Origin of the sequence: Nonomuraea sp. NPDC050691, assembly GCF_040654455.1 — a bacterium.
Lineage (GTDB): Bacteria > Actinomycetota > Actinomycetes > Streptosporangiales > Streptosporangiaceae > Nonomuraea.
Genome location: NZ_JBFAIA010000383.1, coordinates 1 through 1,184 on the forward strand (window position 1 = coordinate 1; position 1,184 = coordinate 1,184).

Consider the following 1,184-nt stretch of genomic DNA (forward strand, 5'->3'; position numbering starts at 1 on the left):
TTTGTACTCTTCGATACGTCATTTCGGATTCAATTCACGCGCTTGCTCTGCTGTAATCATTTCAATCTCCTATTTAATCTGTACAGATTGGGGTTTATCGTTCATGTTTTCCCTCTTTCATAAATGTAAACCAATGCGTGGACGTTTGATTTGCCTTGTGTTTCCGGGTCACATGTCCAAAAATTGGCTTTTCATCGGTCAAGGATAGAATTTCTTTAGTTGATATTTGATTTTCGTTCCATTTGAAAATTAATATCCCACCTTCTTCTAGTACACGGAAACATTCTGAAAATCCCTTTTTTATATCATTCCGCCAATCTTCGCCAAGCTTCCCATACTTCTTGGCCAGCCACGATTTTTTCCCTGCCCGCACCAAATGGGGCGGGTCGAAAACTACAAGACGGAAACTCGCACAATCAAATGGAAGGTTTGTAAAGTCCATTTTGATGTCCGGCTTTACCTCTAAGTAACGAACTGAATCACGGTCTTTAAGGTAATGCTCTTCTTGTCTAATATCTCCAAACAAAACTCGCTGGTCTTGTTTGTCAAAATACATCATGCGGCTGCCGCAACATGGGTCAAGTATTTTCATTTTCATTTGCTTTCATTTCATGAACCGTCATCTCAACGGCTTGGACGTTTTAGGCCGTCTGCCTGTGGTTGGTCAGAATGGAACGTCGTCCGAAATATCATCTTTTGCCTGTGCTGGCTGTGGTTTTTGCGCTGGTGTTTGTGCATTACCGCCAAACATCTTCATCTCATTTGCGATGATGTCGTAAGCCGTGCGCTCCACGCCGTTCTTGTCGGTGTACTTACGGGATTTGATTTTCCCCTCAATGTAAACTTGGCTGCCTTGTTTCAGGTATTCGCCTGCAATCTCTGCCAATTTGCGGTACATGGTTACGTTATGCCATTCAGTGGCCTCTTGGCGTTGTCCGTTCTTGTCTTTCCAGCTTTCGCTTGTGGCTACGGAAAAGTTACAGACAGCTTCGCCGTTGGGCATATAGCGCACTTCAGGGTCACGGCCTAAGCGGCCGATGAGGATTACTTTATTCAGCATTTTTATTTCCTTTTAAAATTGATTTGACAGGCTTCCAGACGGTTTTGCCGTCCACTTCCTGCGACTGCCTGATTCCTACGATATGGATGTCAGGATTGCCGCTAGACAGCCTGATAAACTCTTC

General features: G+C 44.2%; 2 protein-coding genes. Both read right to left on the minus strand.

Annotated elements, in window-relative coordinates; all coding sequences use genetic code 11:
• Positions 1-94: 94 nt before the first annotated feature.
• Positions 95-592, minus strand: a complete 498-nt coding sequence (locus AB0H81_RS44955; protein WP_358388786.1) for a class I SAM-dependent methyltransferase — start codon at positions 590-592, stop codon at positions 95-97.
• 72 nt (positions 593-664) lie between these two features.
• Entirely contained in the window at positions 665-1,060 is a 396-nt protein-coding gene (locus tag AB0H81_RS44960) for a single-stranded DNA-binding protein (protein WP_358388789.1), read from the minus strand.
• Between the last annotated feature and the right edge of the window lie 124 nt (positions 1,061-1,184).